The sequence below is a fragment of the Paramixta manurensis genome (assembly GCF_013285385.1).
Lineage (GTDB): Bacteria > Pseudomonadota > Gammaproteobacteria > Enterobacterales > Enterobacteriaceae > Paramixta > Paramixta manurensis.
Genome location: NZ_CP054212.1, coordinates 2,091,784 through 2,111,969, shown reverse-complemented (window position 1 = coordinate 2,111,969; position 20,186 = coordinate 2,091,784). Strand labels below are relative to the sequence as shown.

Genomic DNA, 20,186 nt, shown 5'->3' with positions numbered 1-20,186 from the left:
TCATCCCTCCTGATGAGAACAGTATTGAGACCTGGTGTTTCGCCAGCTATTAATGACCTTATTCATTTCCGGGATAGCTTTCAAGTTTGAAGTGGATCACAGAAGAAAAAATGAGGAGAGAATCGAGATTGGCCCACTACGATAAGAAAAACCGATTATGGTTGGCGAGCCACCGCTCGCCAACAGAACCTCACCGAATAGATGATGGCTTAATGCTTCGGGTGCCACTTATCATCGTCGCCTTTTTCATACTTACTTTTTACCGCAGACCAGGCCACTTTGTGCGACACCTCTTCGCGCGACTCATTGCCGCGCCGATCCTTTTTCTCTTGATACTCATCCCAGGCATGGTTAAACGCTTGCTGATAGATTTCCTGTGCATGCGCGGGGAGCACGTTTTTCACGCTATCGGGCAGTGCGTTTTTTGATTGATAAGGCATAATCAAACCTCCTTTCATTGGTCTTTAAAGCATGGACCACTGTACGGAGAGTTCAAGGCGTAGCGGGTTATTCAACTCAGACTGGCGTGAGGAAAAATGTAAAGCAGGCTTTTTAACCTCTTCATTAACCCTAAGATAACGCAGATAAGCAGTAAAAATATCCGCTTTAAGGCAATATCATGTCAAGGGGTAAACTTTGGTAAAAAAAGTCCTTTTTATTGATTGACCCGTTACACTATTTCCAGTGATAAGAGCAATTTAACACCATAATAATACAGGGCCGACCGGCTCTTATTTAATTCCGCTTTTCAGGACACAAAAGGAGAGCCCGCCTATGGGTGCGCATGAGAGCACAAAAACTCGCCATACCGAGTATTCACTACTCTTCCCGATTATCGCTCTGGTGGTATTGGCGCTCTGGGGCTCCTCTACCTCATTGCCCTTAATTATCGGCATTAATTTGTTAGCCCTGGTCGGCATTCTTTGCAGCGCGTTCAGCGTGGTGCGACATGCGGATGTGCTGGCTCACCGGCTGGGTGAACCCTATGGCTCGCTGATCCTCTCTCTTTCGGTGGTGATACTGGAAGTTAGCCTCATTTCTGCGCTGATGGCAACCGGCGGCGCGGCGCCTGCGTTGATGCGCGATACGCTCTACTCGATTATTATGATCGTCACTTCCGGCCTGGTGGGGTTTGCCCTACTGTTGGGCGGCAGGAAATTCGCCACGCAGTATCTAAATCTGGTGGGTCTTAAACAATATATGATTGCCATTTTTCCGCTGGCAATTTTGGTTTTGGTGTTCCCTAACGCGTTGCCTGGCGGCGACTTTACTACCGGTCAGGCCTTATTGGTCTCCGCCATTTCCGCCGCGATGTATGGCGTGTTTCTGGTAATTCAGACCAAAACCCACCAAAACTTGTTTATTTATGAGCATGAGGATGAGAGCGATGATGGCGACCCGCACCATGGTAAACCGTCGGCGCACAGTAGCCTCTGGCATACACTTTGGCTAATTGTACATTTAGTGGCGGTGATTGCGGTGACCAAAATGAATGCCGGGCCGCTTGAGCATCTGTTAACCGAACTCAATGCGCCACAACAGTTCACCGGGTTCCTTGTCGCACTGTTGATCCTGTCACCGGAAGGTTTGGGAGCCATTAAAGCGGTATTGGCAAACCAGGTACAGCGCGCAATGAACCTGTTTTTCGGTTCGGTGCTGGCAACCATTTCGCTAACCGTGCCGGTGGTGACGTTGATTGCTACTTTCACCGGTCAGCAATTAGTATTTGGCCTTGAGCCACCGCATATGGTGATCATGAGCGCGGTACTGATTTTGTGCCATATCTCCTTCTCAACCGGTCGAACCAACGTGTTGAATGGCGCGGCACATCTGGCGTTATTTGTCGGGTATTTGATGACGATAATGCTATAAGTAAGGCGGCGTGGCGGGCGCCACGCCGTAAGAAAGGCTTAGCGGCTGGTGTCCAGCTCAGGGAAGGATTTCACTAAGTCATCAATCGCTTTCATTTGTACCAGGAACGGCTCCAGTTTATCTAATGGCAGCGCGGACGGGCCATCACACTTGGCGTTTTCCGGGTCCGGATGCGCTTCAATAAACAACCCTGCGATACCTACCGCCATACCGGCGCGCGCCAGTTCGCCAACCTGCGCACGACGTCCGCCGGAGGCCGCGCCAAAGGGATCGCGAGTTTGCAGCGCGTGGGTGACGTCGAAGATAACCGGGCTGTTTTTAGAGACTTTTTTCATTACGTTAAAACCGAGCATATCAACAACCAGATTGTCGTAGCCGAAGTTGGCGCCGCGATCGCACAGGATCACTTTGTCATTACCGCCTTCTGCAAATTTCTCGACGATGTTCCCCATCTGGCCTGGGCTAACAAACTGCGGTTTCTTCACGTTAATCACCGCGCCGGTTTTCGCCATCGCTTCAACCAGATCGGTTTGACGCGCCAGAAAAGCCGGGAGCTGAATAACGTCTACCACATCCGCCACCGGCTGCGCCTGCGCCGCTTCGTGCACATCGGTAATAATTTTCACCCCGAATGCCTGTTTCAACTCCTGGAAAATTTTCATACCCTCTTCCAGGCCAGGCCCGCGATAGGAGCGAATGGAGGAGCGGTTTGCTTTATCAAAAGAGGCTTTGAATACGTAAGGGATGCCCAGCTTGTCGGTGACGGTGACGTAATGCTCACAAATGCGCATTGCCAGATCGCGTGATTCAAGCACGTTCATACCGCCAAACAGTACAAACGGCAGGTCGTTCGCGACGTTAATATCGCCAATGCTGACTACTTTTTCTTTCATGCCTTCGCCTTTTTAAGCAAGGGCCACGCGCATTAATGCAGCGTGACCTGTTTCTGTTCAATTGAGTGAATCTGTACTTTGATCATCTCGCTAACCGGATCTTCGGGGCACTGCTCCACAAAATAGATCAAATCGGTTAGCGCAATGTGTTCACACTCAAGCTGCGCGTAAATTAACCCACGATCGCGAATTTCATACGGATCATCCGGGTCTATTTGTAGCAAAACCTGGCTGACGTTTAACGCCATCTCCATGCGCTTCTCTTCCATCAGCGCCACTTTCAGCGTATCCAACATCTTGCGGATAACCGTGACGGACTCGGCTTCATCCAAATCATCATCGTACAATTCGGCGGTAGGGCTAATATTCCCTTTTAGCCACACTTCAAGCGTATGTTCATCAAGCGTTTCGCCGGTAAACGGATTAATCAACCACATTTCGCCATCCAGCCAGTCAGCGCGCAGAATCAGCTGCGTCGGGAAAATCACGGGCATTAGCGGTAACTCCAGTTCGCCGGCAATGTGCAATAAAATCACCCCTAACGAAACCGCGGTACCCTGACGGCTTTTTAGCACGTTATCGAGCCACAGCGCGTCGGAAAGATTATAGATGCCGCTAGCGCCGCCGAACCCCCACTGACCATAGAAAAGCTCCAGCAGTTTTTCCAGCCGCAGATCTTGCTGCTGCTCCGCTGCGATATACACCCGCGCTTCCGCAACCATTGACCGTAACTGCGCGCCGACTGTCTCCGAAGGAAAATCGTCACGAATCGCGCACGATGCGGCAATCAGCGCTTCACAAAGCGGTGTGGAGGAAAAATCGATGTGGGCGACGGAGGTCATACAATTCCCAATAGTGGTATTTTGGTGAGAGCCAGTTTAATGATTACGTACAATAGCGCCAGGGCAATAATAAAGGCCAGCCAGCGCGTTTTACCCGCACGAGGCCGTTTGCCCAACACAATACCACCAAGCGCGATATAGATGATAACGCCAAACAGCTTTTCAGTCAGCCATGCGCCCTGCGGTGAAAAGGGCCAAAAATGCGTGATCAGTACCAAACAGATACCGGAAATAAACAGCAGCGTATCGTTAAGGTGCGGCACAATGCGCACCCAGCGGCGCGACAGCATTGCGGAGCCGGTACGTAACCAGTAGAAACGCAGGACAAATAAACTAATTGTCACGATGACGGTAAAGATATGAAGGTATTTTATGGCTGCGTAATAAGCGATCACTGAGCTTTCCTTATTATACTGGTCACATTAGGCAATATCGGCGTGAGTCACGCTTGCCATCATTCTGCCAGTGCTATTATTCCACGTGGATTTCATGGTTTTCTCCCGACGGTAACACGTTCATTGCCCGCGTAATCCCGACAGGTTTCAATCGCAGTAAACTGATTTTCGCGCAAAATGGCCTGCACCGCCTGCGCCTGCCGCCAACCGTGCTCCAACAACAGCCAACCGCCGATGGACAGCGCTTCGCGTGCGCCATGCGCAATAAGACGAATATCCGCCAACCCCTGCTCGCCAGCCACCAATGCGCTACGCGGCTCGAAGCGGACATCCCCTTCTAACAGGTGCCGATCGTCTGCATCAATATAAGGCGGATTACTCACGATGACATCAAAATGTTGGGGAGGAATTGCGCTAAACCAGTCGCTACGCATAAATGTCGCGTTGGCGATCTGCAACTTCGCGGCGTTATGTTGCGCCAGGGCTACCGCCTCATCAATCCGATCAACGCCGAGTACCTGGCAATCAGGACGCTCACTCGCCAGCGCCAGCGCAATTGCGCCGGTGCCGGTGCCGAGATCGAGAATCGAGGCCGGTGTGGCGGGCAGGCGTGCTAGCGCCTGTTCAACCAGAATTTCGCTATCCGGACGTGGGATCAGCGTAACGGGAGAAACCGTGAGCGGCAGCGACCAGAACTCGCGCTCCCCGACTAAATGCGCCACCGGTTCGCCGCTGACGCGCCGGGCAAGTAACGCATCCAGTTGTTGCTGCTGCTGCGCAGTAAGCGGCGTTTCATCAAACGCAATCAACCAACTGCGGGATTTGCCCAACACAAACCCCAGTAACACCTCCGCGTCGCGCTTCGGGCTGTCGCCGCCGTGCAAGGTCGCAACGGCCGCTTTTAGCCAACATCGAATATCCATGATGCTTAATCTTGCTCTGACAACGCGGCCAACTGGTCGGCCTGGTATTCCTGAACAATCGGTTCAATCAACGCATCCAGCTTGCCTTCCATTACCTCATCCAGGCGGTATAAAGTCAGATTAATGCGGTGATCGGTCACCCGTCCCTGCGGGAAATTATAGGTACGGTTACGATCGGAACGATCGCCGCTGCCTAACAGGTTACGACGGGTTGAGGCCACTTCGGCATGGCGCTTTGCCATTTCTGCCGCATGGATACGCGCGCCCAACACCGACAAGGCCTTAGCCTTGTTTTTATGCTGTGAACGTTCGTCCTGACACTCGACTACAATACCGGTCGGTAAGTGAGTAATACGAATCGCCGAATCGGTGGTGTTAACATGTTGACCGCCCGCGCCCGAAGAGCGGAAGGTATCGATTTTTAAATCAGACGGGTTAATTTCCGGCAGCTCGGCTTCCGGGACTTCCGGCATAATCGCCACAGTACAAGCAGAAGTATGAATACGACCTTGCGATTCGGTTTCCGGTACGCGTTGTACGCGGTGACCGCCAGACTCAAACTTCAGACGCCCATAGGCGCCCTCACCAATCACTTTGGCAATCACTTCTTTGTAGCCGCCGTGCTCGCCATCACTGGCGCTCACCATTTCAATCCGCCAACGGCGGCTCTCGGCATAACGGCTATACATACGGAACAGATCGCCGGCAAAAATTGCCGCTTCATCGCCGCCAGTGCCGGCACGAACTTCAATAAAGCAGTTCCGTTCATCATCGGGATCTTTCGGCAACAGCAACACCTGCAACTGCTGCTCCAGTTGTTCACTACGCGCACGGGCCTCTTTCAGCTCTTCCTGCGCCATATCACGCATCTCAACATCGCTAAGCAGCGATTCCGCGGTTTCAATATCGTCCTGCACCTGCTGCCACTGACGGAAGCATTGACTGACATCGGTCAACTGCGCATATTCACGCGATAAAGCGCGAAAACGCTCTTGATCGGCAATCACGCCCGCGTCACCCAGCATGGCTTCCACTTCCTCGTGGCGTTCCTGCAAGGCTTCCAGTTTGGCAACAATAGAAGTCTTCATTTGGTATGGTTTACCTTGTAAATTTTATTTTGTTCGCTATTCCAGCCCGAGGCTGTCACGCAGAATTTGCAGACGTTCTTCGTCGCCATCGCGAGCGGCCTGCTGGAGAGATTTGGTAGGAGTATGGATCAAACGATTGGTCAGCTTCCGCGCCAAATCACGCAAGACATCTTGCGCATCGGCGCCCTGCTGTAAGGCGGTTAATGCCCGCGACTCAAGCTCTGCGCGCACTAACTCTGCCTGAGAACGGTAATCACGAATGGTTTCAACGGCGCTTTGCGCACGCAGCCAGGCCATGAACTCACCGCTCTCCTGCGCCACAATGGTTTCCGCCTGCACCGCCGCCGCTTTACGCTGCGCCATGTTGTTTTCGATAATCGTTTGCAAATCATCCACGCTATACAGATAGGCGTTAGGCAACTTACCCACTTCAGGCTCCACATCGCGCGGAACCGCAATATCCACCAACAACATGGGCTGATTACGGCGCGCTTTCAGCGCACGCTCCACCATCCCTTTGCCAATAATCGGCAGCGGGCTGGCGGTTGAACTAATAATAATATCCGCCTCGGCCAGACGCGCATCAATATCGCCCAAGCCAATGACTTCAGCGCCAACCTCGCTCGCTAGCGCCTGTGCGCGTTCGCGGGTACGGTTAGCAATCAGTAATTTCTTCACGTTATGTTCGCGCAGATGGCGCGCGACCAGCTCGATGGTTTCACCGGCACCGACCAATAAAACGTTGACCGTGGCCAGCGATTCAAATATCTGACGCGCTAATGTACAGGCGGCAAACGCGACCGAAACCGCGCTGGCGCCAATATCGGTCTCCGTCCGTACCCGTTTTGCCACTGAGAATGTTTTCTGGAACATGCGCTCCAGTTCGCTGGAGAGCGAATGACCGCGTTGCGAATCTGCAAACGCTTTTTTTACCTGCCCGAGAATTTGCGGCTCGCCGAGCACCAATGAATCCAAACCGCTTGCGACACGCATCAAATGACTAACGGCTTCATTATCGTGATGCCAATACAGGCTCTTGCGCACTTCATCAGCACTTAGGTGATGATAATCACACAGCCAGCGGACCAGTTGCTCTTGCAAGTTCTCCTGCTGCTCAACACTCAAATAGAGCTCAGTGCGATTACAGGTCGACAACACCACGCCTCCCTGCACCAGCGGTTGCGCCAGCAGGCTGTTCAGCGCCTGTTGTAGCGTATCTGGTGAGAAGGTAACCCTTTCGCGTAGCGCGATGGGGGCCGTTTTGTGGTTAATTCCGAGAGCCAGCAGCGTCATGGTGATCCAGGCGAGTTATCCCAATGTTGCCAGGGTTTATGACGCGCATTCTACAAGATGCGCGGGATCAAGAAAAGCCATACAAAGCCTATGACTGTAATAAGATATAGCCGATTAAGCGAAATTAAGGCAATTTGAGCATTGACGGCTTAAACGCGGATGGTTAGCGTTAGCGGTTACGAATTAAAAACGTGTCTGAGGAGATGACCACCTTATGTATTCGCAGAAACGCCGCTTACTGCAGCTTCTCCCCCTCGCCAGCCTGCTGCTGGCCGCTTGTACCATTAATAAACCCCATGCGCCTGGTCAAAGCCCTGACTCCCCTCAATGGCAACAACATCAACAGGCGGTGCAAAAAGTCACCCATTACCAAACGCGGGGTTCTTTTGCTTATATTTCTGATAAACAAAAAGTCTATGCCCGCTTTAACTGGCAACAAAGCGCGCCAGACCGTTATCGCCTGTTGCTAACTAACCCGTTAGGCAGCACCGAACTCCAGTTGGATGCACAGGGCTCCGTGGTGCAACTGGTCGATAGCAAAGGCCATCGCTATGTCAGCAACGATGCGGAAAAAATGATTTCGCAGTTGACCGGTATGGATATTCCACTTAACAGTTTACGTCAGTGGATCCTCGGCCTACCGGGCGATGCAAGCGACTTCCAGTTGGATAACGTATATCGTCTGCAATCGTTAAACTACCAACGTAACGGCCAAACCTGGGCAGTGACCTATCAGGGTTACGATAATAAAGTCACGCCAGACTTGCCGAGCAATCTGGAGCTGCGCGAAGGCGATCAGCGCATCAAACTGCGTATGGATAGCTGGACCCTGCAATGATCACCACCTGGCCCTCGCCGGCAAAGCTGAATCTTTTTCTCTACATCACCGGCCGTCGGGATGACGGCTATCATCAGTTGCAGACGCTGTTTCAGTTCCTTGATTATGGCGATACGCTAACCATTACGCCGAACCAGAGTGGGCAAATTCGTTTGCTCGCGCCGGTGGAGGGCGTGGCGGATGAGGAGAATTTGATTATTCGCGCCGCCAGGCTGCTAAGAACCCAGGCGCTGGCGCGCGGCAGCCTTTCCCCCGAGGCGGGCGCCGAGATTGGCATTGATAAACGTCTTCCGATGGGCGGTGGCCTTGGCGGCGGCTCATCCAATGCCGCGACGGTACTGGTCGCATTGAACCACCTGTGGCAGAGCGGTTTTACTCTGGATGAATTGGCCCGGTTTGGCCTGCGTCTTGGCGCGGATGTGCCGGTTTTTGTCGCCGGCCATGCCGCGTTTGCTGAAGGCGTTGGCGAGCAACTGCAGGCAGTCGAACCGGCGGAGAAATGGTATCTGGTGGCCCACCCCGGCGTTAGTGTTCCTACTCCGTTAGTTTTTAATCATCCTGACCTAAAACGCGATACGCCAAAGCGCAGCATTGCGCTATTATTGAACACCCCTTTCAGCAATGATTGTGAAGCAGTCGTAAGAAAACGTTTTCGCGAGGTTGATGAGCTTGTTTCCTGGCTGCTAGAATACGCGCCGTCGCGCCTGACAGGAACTGGCGCTTGTGTGTTTGCTGAATTCGACACCGAGTCTGCAGCCCGTCAGGTGCTTGAGCTGGCCCCGAAATGGTTGCGTGGATTTGTGGCGCGAGGCGTTAATGTCTCTCCGTTGCATCGTACCCTTTCCGGGCATTAAGCGTGAGCGTGACAGTGTCACCTGTTCCTGACGCTGCACGTGATGCATCAACATACCCGTATGAACGGTTACAGCGGCAAAGTGCCGCCGCCGCTGTGAGCCTGTTCATTCTCTGGACGCAAAGCCTGAGGTTCTTCTCGTGCCTGACATGAAGCTTTTTGCTGGTAACGCTACGCCGGAACTAGCACAACGTATTGCCAACCGCCTTTACACCAGCCTGGGCGACGCTGCCGTCGGTCGCTTTAGCGATGGTGAAGTAAGCGTACAAATTAACGAAAATGTACGCGGTGGTGATATTTTCATCATCCAGTCCACCTGTGCCCCAACTAATGACAACCTGATGGAGCTGGTCGTTATGGTTGACGCGCTGCGTCGTGCTTCTGCTGGTCGTATTACTGCTGTTATTCCTTACTTTGGCTATGCGCGCCAGGATCGGCGTGTCCGTTCCGCTCGTGTGCCGATTACCGCTAAAGTTGTGGCGGATTTTCTTTCCAGCGTCGGCGTTGATCGCGTTTTGACGGTGGACTTACACGCAGAACAGATTCAGGGCTTCTTTGATGTCCCGGTAGATAACGTCTTCGGCAGCCCTATTTTGCTGGAAGATATGCTGCAAATCGGCCTGGAAAATCCGATTGTGGTTTCACCCGATATTGGTGGTGTGGTGCGCGCACGCGCGATTGCAAAACTGTTAAACGATACCGATATGGCGATTATTGATAAACGCCGTCCACGCGCTAACGTTTCACAAGTTATGCATATCATTGGTGATGTTGCCGGTCGTGACTGCGTGTTGGTTGACGATATGATCGATACTGGCGGCACCTTGTGCAAAGCGGCAGAAGCGTTGAAAGAACGCGGTGCAAAACGCGTCTTCGCCTATGCGACCCACCCGATTTTCTCCGGTAATGCGGTAGAAAACCTGCGTAACTCGGTGATTGATGAAGTGGTGGTTTGCGACACCATTCCGTTATCGGATGAAATTAAAGCGCTGCCAAATGTACGCACCTTAACGCTTTCAGGCATGCTGGCCGAAGCGATTCGTCGCATCAGCAACGAAGAATCGATCTCCGCCATGTTTGAGCATTAATTGGTACTAACGGAAAGCCGGGTAAATCCGGCTTTTCTTTTTACTTCCGTTCGCTCACCCATACAAAGCCCCCGCCATCGCGCTCCGTCTCGCTATTATCTACCTGGAAATTTAGCCAGGAGATGACGTATCGCCTTTTTTACTGCAATACCAACCGCCTTGCTTTTGCCCTTGCGGCATAAGTGGTATTTTGCTGCGATCGTTACTCCGGAAAGCCTGACATGTCTCTCGACGTCTACACCCTGTTTATTTGCGAACTCGCCGTGCTGGCTTTCCTGAGCATCGTTATGTTATTCGCCTGGAGCGGTTCACAGTACGATCGCGTGCTGGGGTTTACCTCCGCAGCGCTTGTCATGATACTGATTGCGGTGTTCTTAAGTAGTTTGCGTACCCTCGGGCTACAGTTTTTACCGGTTGGGCTGGGTAATATCATGCTGTTGCTTGGTTACGGCATGTTACTCAATGCTTTTCGCGTATTTGCCGGGCAACCTTGCGGTTACAGTTGGCTGGGCGGCGCGCTGTTATGGGCGCTGTTGTGCCTGTTCCCTGCTTTCTACTATTCCCTACCGAAACGCATTATTGTCAGTTGCCTGCTGTGCATTATCTATATTGCCGCTCTGATCCAATCCCTTTCCCGTTCGCGTAGCGCCTTACGCATTACCTTCTGGCCGGCTCGTTTATTGTTGTGGATCCATCTGTGCTTTCATGTGTTGCGGATCTTTCTCGATCAAGGCTCCGTCAGCCCGCTACGCGGCGCCATTGGCGGTTCGACCTTTTCCGTGTATGTGATTATGGAGTCGATTTTATTTGTTATCGGCCTGACGTTTACCATTATGGCGATGGTGAATGAGCGCACGCAAATAAAGTACAAGCAAGCCTCGCTACTCGATCCCCTCACCGGCGTGTGGAACCGACGCGCTTTATTCATTCGTGCAGAGAAACTTGAAGCGCGCTGTCTACAACACAACGCGCCGCTTAGCGTGATTTTGTTCGATCTCGATCACTTTAAAAGCATTAACGATCGCTACGGGCATGTGCAAGGCGACAGGGTCTTGATTGATTTTTGTCAGGTAACCATGGCGGCGTTGCCAGCGGATGCGTATTTTTCTCGCCTGGGCGGTGAAGAGTTCGCCGCAATATTGATTAGCTCAGCACCAAATACTTATGCCCTGAGTGAGCGTATCCGGCTGGCGGTGCAACGTTCAGCGCCAAATAACGTCAACTATTCGGTCAGCATTGGCATTGCAACCGCCCGGCGAAAACCGCAGTTCGCCAACCTAATGGTGGCAGCAGATGAAGCCTTGTATCGCGCTAAAGCCAGAGGGCGAAATCGGGTTGAGGCGTTTTTTTCCGACGAGCCCGCCGATACGATGGAGTGGTATCCCCGGCAGACCTGAAGCGATCCACCGGGATATTATTAGCCGTGATGGTGGCGCTGCGACTCCGACTGGCGACGGCAGCGTTTATCGCCGCAGTGACGCAACCAATAATAACGATCGGCTACTTTTTCGCGCCCGCTAATTCTGGCGCCGGTTAACCACAATAATGCGCCAATAAAGATGCTAAAAATCGCACCATGCGTCATATATTGCGGCAAGTTGAGTTGCGGTAACTGATTCAGGACCGAATATCCCACGCCCACAATCATGGTGAACAACCCTAGTCCCATCAGGAAGTTACCTGCTAATGTCGCGCTTTTACGTTTCATGCACCACCTCCATTCGCTACAAATCACAGCACGTATTGCTAAGTGCTAATAAGTTTAGGAGATCGCTGAATATTACGATGCGTGTTAGATCACACAATCTGGTTATTTTTGACAAAACTTTACGTATAACCGGCTGATTATTTATAGAAACTGTATTGTTTCTTTCCGAAACCAATCCCATTGGTTCCTTTTTGTATTCTCCGGTTTGGCCCGGTAAACTATCGCTCTTTGCGCATGTTCAGGAACTGATTACCGTGAGCAGTATTAAACTGATTGTTGGCCTTGCCAATCCCGGCGCCGAATACGCCGCTACGCGCCATAATGCAGGTGCCTGGTATGTCGATTTGCTGGCTGAACGCCACAATCAGTCATTAAAAGAAGAGAGCAAGTTTTTTGGCTACACCGCGCGCCTTTCGCTCGGCGGCGAAGATGTCCGTCTGCTGGTGCCTACCACCTTTATGAACCTCAGTGGAAAAGCGGTTGCGGCGATGGCGACCTTTTATCGCATTGCCCCGGAAGAAATTTTAGTGGCGCATGATGAGTTGGATCTGCCGCCTGGCGTCGCAAAATTTAAGCAAAGTGGCGGCCACGGCGGTCACAACGGTTTAAAGGACATTATTAGCAAGCTGGGTAACAACCTCAACTTCCACCGCTTGCGGATTGGTATCGGTCATCCTGGCGATCGCAATAAGGTGGTTGGCTTTGTGCTGGGCAAGCCGCAAGCCGCCGAGCAGACGCTGATTGAAGAGGCGATTGATGAAGCCGCGCGTTGTACCGAGCTGTGGTTAAAAGAGGATCGTCTCAAGGCAATGAACCGGCTGCACGCATTTAAAGCAGGCTAACCTCTTCCGGGCTGGCGGACACATGTGGGCCACGATAGCGTCAGGTCGTGAAATCCCCGCCATCCCGGTAATAATTACGTGTATAATGCGCGCAGATTTTTCTTTGTTTCAATTAAGGCGTAAATGAACGTCTTGATTATTAAGCGATTAAGGTGATTCAAACATGGGATTCAAATGCGGTATCGTCGGCCTGCCTAACGTCGGGAAATCCACCCTGTTCAACGCGTTGACCAAAGCGGGTATTGAGGCGGCCAACTTCCCGTTCTGTACCATTGAGCCGAATACCGGCGTGGTGCCGATGCCTGACTCACGTCTCGACAAACTGGCGGAGATTGTGAAACCTCAGCGTATTCTGCCAACCACAATGGAGTTTGTCGATATTGCCGGTCTGGTAAAAGGCGCCTCAAAAGGTGAAGGCTTAGGTAACCAGTTTCTGACCAATATCCGTGAAACTGAAGCGATTGGTCATGTGGTGCGCTGCTTCGAGAATGACAATATCATTCACGTTTCCGGTAAAGTGAATCCGGCGGAGGATATTGATGTGATCAATACCGAGCTGGCGCTTTCCGATTTGGATACCTGCGAACGTGCTATTCATCGCGTGCAGAAAAAAGCCAAAGGCGGCGATAAAGATGCAAAAGCCGAACTGGCGGCGCTGGAAAAATGCCTGCCGCAGTTGGAAAATGCCGGGATGTTACGTGCCTTAGATCTGAGCGCCGAAGAGAAAGCGGCGATTCGTTATCTAAGTTTCCTGACGCTGAAACCCACCATGTATATCGCCAACGTCAATGAAGATGGGTTTGAAAATAACCCGTACCTGGATCAGGTACGTGAAATTGCGGCGCAAGAAGGTTCGGTGGTGGTACCGGTGTGCGCGGCGGTTGAATCGGATATCGCTGAGTTGGATGATGAAGAGCGTGATGAGTTCATGGCTGAGCTGGGCCTGGAAGAACCAGGGCTAAACCGCGTTATTCGCGCCGGTTATACCCTGCTCAACCTGCAAACCTACTTCACCGCCGGGGTTAAAGAAGTACGCGCCTGGACTATTCCGGTTGGCGCGACCGCTCCGCAGGCGGCTGGCAAAATCCATACCGACTTTGAAAAAGGCTTTATCCGCGCGCAAACCATCGCCTATGAAGACTTTATTACTTATAAAGGCGAGCAAGGCGCGAAAGAAGCCGGCAAGATGCGTGCTGAAGGCAAAGAGTATATTGTGAAGGATGGCGATGTGATGAACTTCTTGTTCAACGTCTAATTTGCTTCTGTGACCTTATGGGATTTTACGAAATCTCATGGCGCTTAAAAAACATCTAAAATCCACGCATTCGCGTGGATTTTTGCTTTCATAGTGACTCAGGTTATAGCGTAGAAGCGCAGCAGAAATTGATTATAATCAACTGCCATCTTCATTTCAGATGAGTACAATGATGGTATAAGAAATAGACAAGGAATCGTTATGTTCACCAACACGCAATGCCGCACGGTAAAACCCAAAGAAAAGCTTTATCTTCTTAATAATTTCAATAAGTTAAACCTAAAAGTAAAACCTAACGGCAAAGACGCATCCACCTTTGAGCTGATTGCTAAAGAGTGATTGCAATGAAAGACTGAGCAGAAATCACCAAAACGCGCCAACGAGATATGCTTGAGCGTGTGGTTTTCCCCGTAATCGGTATGCTCCCTATCTTGTTTTCGATAATAGCCCAATGGAACAGCATTTCAGAATGCTTAAACATAATAGTGGATTGTTGATTCGCTTTCGCCGCACTAAAGATATGGGAGAAGAAAGCCGATAACTACGAGGCGATGCTACATTTTGCTTGCAATATCATCGTCTGGAATAGGCTCTAAGATAACTTTTGAGATGGATTAATTATTAATGCTAAAGACACAGCAGCAATTTATTGAATATACGCATCAGCTAAACACCCTTTTAAAAGGTTCGGAATTCGACTGGGACAAGACGTTACCTGCCCGGATTGAAAAAACGGAACTTCTTGTCCCGGTGATTGGAGTATTTAGCGTAGGGAAAAGCTCAATACTGAATACGTTTTTGGGTATGGATGTGTTGCCTGTTGGTATTGCGCCTGAGACTGAACTTGCCACCGAACTGCATTTTTCACCTGAACCCTGGCTACAGGCGATCAAGCATGATGGTAGCGAAGTGCGTTTACCCGTTGAAGATTTGGCCGTGATAAATAAAAAAACCAGCGATTACTGCCACTTACGGCTGTACCTCAACTGCCCGACTCTGGAAGCTATTGCCCCGTTGATTCTGGTTGATATGCCGGGTTACGGCTCTTCCCTCGAAAACCATAATAAAGCGCTGGCCTATTACCTTCCTCGTGGCGTTCATTTTATTGTTGTCACCAGTATTGAGGAAGGAACCCTAACGCAATCTATTTTACGTCAACTTGATAACATCAAAGTCTTTAACAGTGACTTCTCATTTATTCTGAGTAAAGTGAATCTGCGCGCAGCAGAACAGGTTAAGGAAGTTTCAGACTATATTGACAACCAGCTTGAACTCTATTTTAGTGCTGAGAAGCATGTAATCCCCATTGATAACACCTCATCGGCGGCGCTCAGCGGCTTACTGGCAACAATAGATCCGGAAATATTATTTAGTAATGTGTTCCTCGACGGACTGAAAGATCAGAACATCGATCTCATCAATCAGATCAATTTTTCCTGCAACGTGGTTAATAATAGCCAAAGTGATAACCACAGCGCTCTTCAATCTCTTGAACTGTCGCTGGATGAGCTGATTCGCCAGCATAACAGGGCTCAGCAAGAGCTGAAGTATCGTTACTCAGACCCGCTTGTTACACGCATCATTAACTCGATTGACAGAGAGCTCAATAATCAGCTCGATCGGCTGACACACCTTTTAACCCAGAAAAACGCTGCTCCGGCGCTGGAGCGTGAAATTGCCGATATTATTCGTTCTAACCTCACGAAAAATCTGAAACATGAGATGGAACAGATCTCCTCCGAATTGGTGGATGGCATTGCCATTAACCTGATGCAAAATAATCCAGTGATGGCTTCTCTGGATCAGAATTGGACCCAAAATATTGCCGATAAGACTGAGAGTCAGTTGAAAGCCGTGAGCAGTTTTTTTGAAACCGTCAGCGAAAAATTCCCAAACAAAGCAGATGCAGGAAAAACATACCGACTCATTTCGACAGTGTTTGCTATCAGCACTTCTGTCCTAAATCCTGTGCTTGAAATTGTGATTGTCTTTTTGCCGGAAATTATTCGCTTCTTCTCTTCGTTTAATGCCGAAGAGAAAGCGCGCAGCAACTTATTAAATTCCATCTTCCCTGGGATTAAAAGCGAAATGCGCAAAGCACTACCTGAAATTGTTGATGAGCAATTGAATGCCCTTTTGAACAGTGTCAGCAACGAGTTCGAAGAACAGATCAATCAGCAAAGAACCCTGATTGCCACTTATCAGCATGAACAGGAGCAGGCACAAGAATACATTGACAAGCAGATCGAGGCGCTTCAATCGCTCTCTACTAAGTTAAAAGCATTAGCCACATCTTACCTCTATCACTAAGCAGGACTGGGTTATGGAATATCAATATCTAATCGAAAAAACCCAAAAAATTGAAGCGCTTTCCTCTAAAGTATTCGATCTTTTTGAGCTAGAAATACAACAACTTAAGTCTACACACGGCCTTGACTCTGCATCCTCATTATCCGCTGCTTTTGAGAAAATTAGCACCAGTGGTCGTTTGCTGAATATTGGCATGGTAGGCCGCGTAAAGGCGGGGAAGTCCTCCCTGCTGAATGCGCTATTTTTTGACGGAGAGAACACGCTTCCAAAAGCCGCAACCCCAATGACGGCTGCCTTAACTACACTCTCTTATGGCGAGCAATTCCGTGCCACGATAGAATTTTATACCGCCAGTGATATCAAACAGATTGAGCTTAACGCTAGTAAATATGCCTTCGAACTTAAAAAGCTCAAGGACCAGAAGTACGCTGAATTTACCGCACGCATCCAAACTGGCACGTCAGTTGATGAAGAGCGTATTTTAGCCGTTATTGAGAAACAAGCCTCTCAAGAAGCCCAGAATACGCTGCCAGAATTGAGTGCCTCTTATGATCAATTTAAGCGTATGAAGGCATCGGGATTAACCCCTGCCGACCTTGAGCTCGTGGGAACTCTGGAACCAGAAAGCCACCAAAGCCTCTCAGCTCAGCTACTCGACTATGTGGGCGCAGAAGGGAAATATATGCCGTTCACCAAGGTCGTGCATATTCACATGCCGATCGATACGCTGAAAGATATAAGTGTGATTGACACGCCGGGCATGAACGACCCGGTGCAATCTCGTGAGGCACGTACCGTTGAGCTGCTTAAAGCCTGCGACGTTGTCTTTATCGTCAGCCCGGCAGGTCAGTTTCTGAATGAAAATGACATAGAGCTTATAGGACGGATCACAGCCAAAGAGGGAGTGCAAGAGTTGGTATTGATTGCAAGCCAAGTCGATACCCAACTTTATGGTAGCGAAAAGCGCCCACTTTTAAACCAGACGTTAGACAATATCAAAGCTTCTCTAATGCAGCGAGCGTCCAGCACGCTGAGCGGGCTTAAACACCAGTCTCCTGAAGTTGGCTCGGTTTTCGACAATATTATTCGTAACCCTGGCGAGCATTTGTTGCATTGCTCAGGTGTGGCGCACGGGTTAGCCCAACGGCTGGACAGGTCCGATACGTGGGACGCCAATGAGCAAAAAACCTGGGACAATTTAACCGCAGATTATGCCGACTGGTTTAGCGAGCATAATCATGATCTGACTCAGTACAGCTTAGCCACGCTGGCCAATATAGAAACAATACGGCGCATAATTGGAGATGTGCGCCAAAAGAAAGACAGCATAATCAGGGAGAAAATGCAGCACCTGATCGTGCATAAAGCAGGCACATTGGATAAGTTTACCAACGCACTCCAACAACGTATCGGGGATCGTATTGCGCTGATTAACAGATCTGACTTAGATGGCTTGGCGAAACAGAGCAAGAATCTGCTGAGTAAGCGCAATGTTCTCGAAAAGAGAATTGATATTAAGTACAGCAGCTGCGTAAACCGCTATTATCAGGGGGTCGTCTCTGGATTAGAGCAAGAAGCGGATAAGCTGTTCCAAGGCACGCAGCAAAAAATAGACGATAGCAGCACCATAGAAACCTCTCAGCATACGCGCGAGAAGTCAGGCTTAGGAAACTGGTTTGCCCGAAAAATGTGGGGAGGCGGGAGCGAAACCTATAGCAAGACGGAAAAAATCGTCCAGTCAGGCCCAGTGTCCGTGGCATTGAAAGGGTTTATTACGACAATTGAAGCATCCTTAAAACGCGCTGCCGAAAAACAGCACGAGGCACTGGAAAAAGAGATTAGTCAGGCTGTCACCCCAGAAATCGACAAAATCCTTGAAGGCGAGTGTGATCCCATGATGATGGCCGATGTCATCTTGTCTGCAGTTGCATCTATCCCTAAAAACACATTTTCACTGAACACTCCTCTTCCTATAGAACTTAGACCAAAGGGGCGATTAATAGGACATGAGGCGGATGAGTTCATCACTCATGCAGAGACATTTGCCGCGCAGCTTCGCAATACGACCACTGACGAGATCAAACATTATTTTGCCAGGATAGAAAAAGCCATCCCTACAAATATATCGAACACGTTCATTGAAAATATGGACGCAAAGATTGCACAAATTACTAGCCAGGTTGAAAACAGCACGCAGACGATAGATCGTCTACAGCGTTTTTCTGCACAGATTCAGGGGATCAGATAATGACAGGGAACATGCACTTAACTAAAACTGTCTATTCGGATCTGGAGATACTCACCCATTTTTGGTGTTTTAAACGCAAAACAATTGCCGCCACTATCGCGCAGGCACTTGAGGATTTTGAAAAAAAAGTTGATGAAAGGTTCACTGAACAACAGCTCAATCATCAGCAGCAACGGTTTCAGCAGGACACGGAACATGACCTGCAGATAGAGCATTTAAAAACCCAGCACCAGCAGGCGATCTCGCAACAAAAGCAGGTGCTGACGACACAAATAGGTGCTCTTGAAGCACAGCGTAGTGAGCTATCAACGCGTAATGCACATCTTGCCGATAAAGTGGCATCGCTCGATGAAACCATAACGACTACGCAGATGTTACTCTCACAAAAACACGCCAATATGCAGGTGTTAGAAGGGCTTAAAAACCAGCTTGATGAATCACATCAACAACTACAGAATGATTACTCTCAATTGCACAAAGATAATCTGACACTGCATGAACGGCTTACGTTGATTCAGTCTATTTTGTCTGCCCAACCGGCAGAGAACGAAGGGATTGATGCTTTTCGCCATCTGCTTTATACCGATTATGCCACCTTTGCTGCCGAAGAATCGTCGTTAGCTGATGAAGCAGGTGCACTACTTAACTTGCAAAACATCCTTAACGAGCTTGTGTACCTTAACACCTTCCCTGCAGCATCTGGCAAATCAATAGTAGGCGTTGCAGGAGGGTTCAGCAGCGGAAAATCCGAGTTCATTAATAGTTTTATACTGGATAAATCAATAAAACTGGCAACGGGATTAAACCCTGTCACTGTCATTCCGAGTTTTGTGGTTTGCGCCCCCTCCTCATGCATTTCTGGTGCTGCGAATAATGGTGGTAGTATTCGCTTAAGCAGCAAAATTTTTAAGGCATTGTCGCACGAGTACCTCTCTTCATTCGGATTCGACCTGCGAAAAATAATGCCATTAATCAGCTTACAAGTCCCTATGAACGAAGCATTATTTGAGCATATTTGCCTGGTAGACACCCCAGGATATAATCCCGGCACAATGAATATCACAGAGCAGGCGGATCGAAACACCTCGGCAAAACTCCTTGACCAATGTACTGCGATGATTTGGGTCATTGGACTGGATCCTGCCGGGACGATTTCTCAGTCAGATATTGATTTCATTCGCCAGCAATCATTTACGGCTGAAAACTTGTATATTGTACTGAACAAAGCCGATGTAAAATCACAGGTAGACATTCAGTCGATAATGGCAGAGGTTGCTGACTCGCTCATGTTTGCAGGTATTGACTACGCCGGAATGACTGCATATTCATCGACACGGTCATCAAGCTATGATATCGAAAAATGTTCTCTGGAAGAATTTTTGAAAGAAAAAAACAAACGATACAATATTATTTCAGCTTATGAAGATAAAATCCAAAATGTATTCAATCGTTATGAGATAGCACTACAGAAAGATATCGATAACGTTCAGCTTTTGCGCTCAAAGCTTAAAGACCTGCAGCTTAAAACATTGGCCGATGCGGGTGCCAGAGCAGTAAAAGATCTCCAGCACATTTCTGATTTTTTGAGTCAACAACTTGGCAATCAAGATAAAATGAAAAGTCAACTCGCTGTCTCTTTACAATTGTGCCGTTCTTTTCGTGACGCAACACGTCAGGCAATTCTGGTGATGCAACGACAGCCGCAAGCCTATTGATATTGGGCACGGAAAAGGCCACA

At 49.7% G+C, this 20,186-nt stretch carries 18 protein-coding genes and 2 pseudogenes; 12 read left to right on the top strand and 8 right to left on the bottom strand.

The genetic code is table 11. From position 1 onward, the window contains the following. Positions 1 to 209: 209 nt before the first annotated feature. The gene (gene chaB, locus PMPD1_RS10255; protein WP_173633943.1) at positions 210 to 440 is read right to left on the bottom strand and encodes a putative cation transport regulator ChaB; all 231 of its coding nucleotides are present in this window, start codon (positions 438 to 440) and stop codon (positions 210 to 212) included. Between the two features lie 334 nt (positions 441 to 774). On the opposite strand from chaB, the gene chaA reads away from it, so the two are divergent. Then, positions 775 to 1,872, top strand: coding sequence for a sodium-potassium/proton antiporter ChaA (gene chaA / locus PMPD1_RS10250; RefSeq protein WP_173633942.1), 1,098 nt, complete (start codon positions 775 to 777; stop codon positions 1,870 to 1,872). 38 nt (positions 1,873 to 1,910) lie between these two features. On the opposite strand, the gene kdsA is transcribed toward chaA, so the two are convergent. The 6 genes from kdsA to hemA all read right to left on the bottom strand — a co-directional run bounded on the left by kdsA (position 1,911) and on the right by hemA (position 7,306). Next, positions 1,911 to 2,765, bottom strand: a complete 855-nt coding sequence (gene kdsA, locus PMPD1_RS10245) for a 3-deoxy-8-phosphooctulonate synthase (RefSeq protein ID WP_173633941.1) — start codon at positions 2,763 to 2,765, stop codon at positions 1,911 to 1,913. Between the two features lie 32 nt (positions 2,766 to 2,797). Beyond that, positions 2,798 to 3,607 carry an invasion regulator SirB1 gene (gene sirB1, locus PMPD1_RS10240; protein ID WP_173633940.1) on the bottom strand — a complete coding sequence of 270 codons (810 nt, stop codon included), beginning with the start codon at positions 3,605 to 3,607 and terminating at the stop codon, positions 2,798 to 2,800. Then, complete coding sequence (locus tag PMPD1_RS10235; protein WP_435529735.1) at positions 3,604 to 3,999, bottom strand: SirB2 family protein; 396 nt, start codon at positions 3,997 to 3,999, stop codon at positions 3,604 to 3,606. Before PMPD1_RS10235 ends, sirB1 begins: the two co-directional genes overlap by 4 nt. A gap of 95 nt (positions 4,000 to 4,094) precedes the next feature. Next, the gene (gene prmC, locus PMPD1_RS10230; RefSeq protein WP_173633938.1) at positions 4,095 to 4,925 is read right to left on the bottom strand and encodes a peptide chain release factor N(5)-glutamine methyltransferase; all 831 of its coding nucleotides are present in this window, start codon (positions 4,923 to 4,925) and stop codon (positions 4,095 to 4,097) included. A 5-nt stretch (positions 4,926 to 4,930) separates the two neighbouring features. Further along, positions 4,931 to 6,013: a peptide chain release factor 1 gene (gene prfA, locus PMPD1_RS10225; protein ID WP_173633937.1), complete on the bottom strand. Its 1,083-nt coding sequence runs from the start codon at positions 6,011 to 6,013 to the stop codon at positions 4,931 to 4,933. Between the two features lie 36 nt (positions 6,014 to 6,049). Continuing rightward, positions 6,050 to 7,306 carry a glutamyl-tRNA reductase gene (gene hemA, locus PMPD1_RS10220; protein ID WP_173633936.1) on the bottom strand — a complete coding sequence of 419 codons (1,257 nt, stop codon included), beginning with the start codon at positions 7,304 to 7,306 and terminating at the stop codon, positions 6,050 to 6,052. 214 nt (positions 7,307 to 7,520) lie between these two features. Here hemA and lolB point away from each other — a divergent pair, with 214 nt between their 5' ends. From lolB to PMPD1_RS10200, 4 genes are all read left to right on the top strand, one after another. Then, the gene (gene lolB, locus PMPD1_RS10215) at positions 7,521 to 8,144 is read left to right on the top strand and encodes a lipoprotein insertase outer membrane protein LolB (protein WP_173633935.1); all 624 of its coding nucleotides are present in this window, start codon (positions 7,521 to 7,523) and stop codon (positions 8,142 to 8,144) included. Further along, positions 8,141 to 8,998 (top strand): 4-(cytidine 5'-diphospho)-2-C-methyl-D-erythritol kinase, encoded by an 858-nt coding sequence (gene ispE / locus PMPD1_RS10210; RefSeq protein ID WP_173633934.1) that lies wholly within the window; start codon positions 8,141 to 8,143, stop codon positions 8,996 to 8,998. Before lolB ends, ispE begins: the two co-directional genes overlap by 4 nt. A 139-nt stretch (positions 8,999 to 9,137) precedes the next feature. After that, entirely contained in the window at positions 9,138 to 10,085 is a 948-nt protein-coding gene (prs, locus tag PMPD1_RS10205; protein ID WP_173633933.1) for a ribose-phosphate diphosphokinase, read from the top strand. Between the two features lie 221 nt (positions 10,086 to 10,306). Continuing rightward, a complete protein-coding gene (locus tag PMPD1_RS10200) occupies positions 10,307 to 11,482 on the top strand; it encodes a GGDEF domain-containing protein (RefSeq protein ID WP_173633932.1) in 1,176 nt (391 codons plus the stop codon). Between the two features lie 20 nt (positions 11,483 to 11,502). Here PMPD1_RS10200 and ychH read toward each other — a convergent pair whose 3' ends face one another. Further along, positions 11,503 to 11,793 carry a stress-induced protein YchH gene (ychH, locus tag PMPD1_RS10195; protein ID WP_173633931.1) on the bottom strand — a complete coding sequence of 97 codons (291 nt, stop codon included), beginning with the start codon at positions 11,791 to 11,793 and terminating at the stop codon, positions 11,503 to 11,505. Positions 11,794 to 12,047: 254 nt separating this feature from the next. On the opposite strand from ychH, the gene pth reads away from it, so the two are divergent. The 7 genes and pseudogenes from pth to PMPD1_RS10160 all read left to right on the top strand — a co-directional run bounded on the left by pth (position 12,048) and on the right by PMPD1_RS10160 (position 20,163). Beyond that, positions 12,048 to 12,635: an aminoacyl-tRNA hydrolase gene (gene pth, locus PMPD1_RS10190; RefSeq protein WP_173633930.1), complete on the top strand. Its 588-nt coding sequence runs from the start codon at positions 12,048 to 12,050 to the stop codon at positions 12,633 to 12,635. 163 nt (positions 12,636 to 12,798) lie between these two features. After that, a complete protein-coding gene (gene ychF / locus PMPD1_RS10185) occupies positions 12,799 to 13,890 on the top strand; it encodes a redox-regulated ATPase YchF (protein WP_173633929.1) in 1,092 nt (363 codons plus the stop codon). A 201-nt stretch (positions 13,891 to 14,091) separates the two neighbouring features. Continuing rightward, positions 14,092 to 14,321 (top strand): annotated as a pseudogene (locus tag PMPD1_RS10180) (tyrosine-type recombinase/integrase); the annotation flags it as partial. A gap of 68 nt (positions 14,322 to 14,389) precedes the next feature. Continuing rightward, positions 14,390 to 14,486: pseudogene (locus tag PMPD1_RS10175) on the top strand (IS5/IS1182 family transposase); the annotation flags it as partial. A gap of 28 nt (positions 14,487 to 14,514) precedes the next feature. After that, positions 14,515 to 16,200 carry a dynamin family protein gene (locus PMPD1_RS10170; RefSeq protein WP_173633928.1) on the top strand — a complete coding sequence of 562 codons (1,686 nt, stop codon included), beginning with the start codon at positions 14,515 to 14,517 and terminating at the stop codon, positions 16,198 to 16,200. A 13-nt stretch (positions 16,201 to 16,213) separates the two neighbouring features. Beyond that, positions 16,214 to 18,448 carry a dynamin family protein gene (locus PMPD1_RS10165; protein WP_173633927.1) on the top strand — a complete coding sequence of 745 codons (2,235 nt, stop codon included), beginning with the start codon at positions 16,214 to 16,216 and terminating at the stop codon, positions 18,446 to 18,448. Continuing rightward, positions 18,448 to 20,163 (top strand): dynamin family protein, encoded by a 1,716-nt coding sequence (locus PMPD1_RS10160; RefSeq protein ID WP_173633926.1) that lies wholly within the window; start codon positions 18,448 to 18,450, stop codon positions 20,161 to 20,163. Before PMPD1_RS10165 ends, PMPD1_RS10160 begins: the two co-directional genes overlap by 1 nt. The last annotated feature ends 23 nt before the right edge of the window (positions 20,164 to 20,186 follow it).